The sequence below is a fragment of the Myxococcus sp. CA039A genome (assembly GCF_013336645.1).
Classification (GTDB): Bacteria; Myxococcota; Myxococcia; order Myxococcales; family Myxococcaceae; genus Myxococcus; species Myxococcus llanfairpwllgwyngyllgogerychwyrndrobwllllantysiliogogogochensis.
In genome coordinates this window covers 1-619 of record NZ_JABUMQ010000736.1, presented here as the reverse complement: position 1 = coordinate 619, position 619 = coordinate 1, and the positions used below count along the sequence as shown (strand labels likewise).

At 70.3% G+C, this 619-nt stretch carries 1 protein-coding gene; it reads left to right on the top strand.

Annotated elements, in window-relative coordinates:
* The first annotated feature begins 101 nt into the window (after positions 1-101).
* On the top strand, positions 102-383 hold the full coding sequence (locus HR086_RS47340; RefSeq protein WP_246137916.1) for a helix-turn-helix transcriptional regulator: 282 nt from the start codon (positions 102-104) through the stop codon (positions 381-383).
* Positions 384-619 lie beyond the last annotated feature (236 nt).

Below are 619 nucleotides of genomic sequence, written 5' to 3'. Positions count from 1 at the left end.
CCCCCACCCCGGGGAGCCCCTGCGTTGGCGGTCGGCGCCAGGTCCCATCCCTCGGGGCCCCATCCAATGTTGGAGGCCATGCTTCGGACCTGGAGCATGTGGTGAATTGGGTGACGAGCGGGCCGGATGGCGTCATGCTCGCGTCCATGAAGACGAGTCGCGCGGAAAGGGCCGAGGTGCTCGGGGCGGCACTGAAGGCCGCCCGCCAGCAGGCGGGGCTCGGCATGGAAGAAGTCGCCGAGCGCCTGGAAATGCCCGTGGAGGTCCTCGCCAGGGTGGAGCGTGGAGTCATGGTACCGACCATCTCCACCCTGACCCGGTTGTGCGTCATCTTGAAGCTGGACCCGGACACCCTGCCGGACCTCCCCGAGATGAGCGACTGAGCCTCGCTCCGGGAGCGCGCCGGGAGGAGGCCTGATGGCCCCACCGACGTCCCCGGAAGCGGTGGCCGTCCCTCTGGGGGAGGCTTCCGTCCGCGCCGCCGAGAGGCGATGCTTCGAGGGGCCCGCACGCACCTCGGACTGAACTCCCCTCGCCGCCGCCATCGATGCGCTGTCCCACCTGCCATCGCCGTGTGGTGGATTGTTGTCCCCTCCACCCCTCCTCCGCGCTTGCGCCC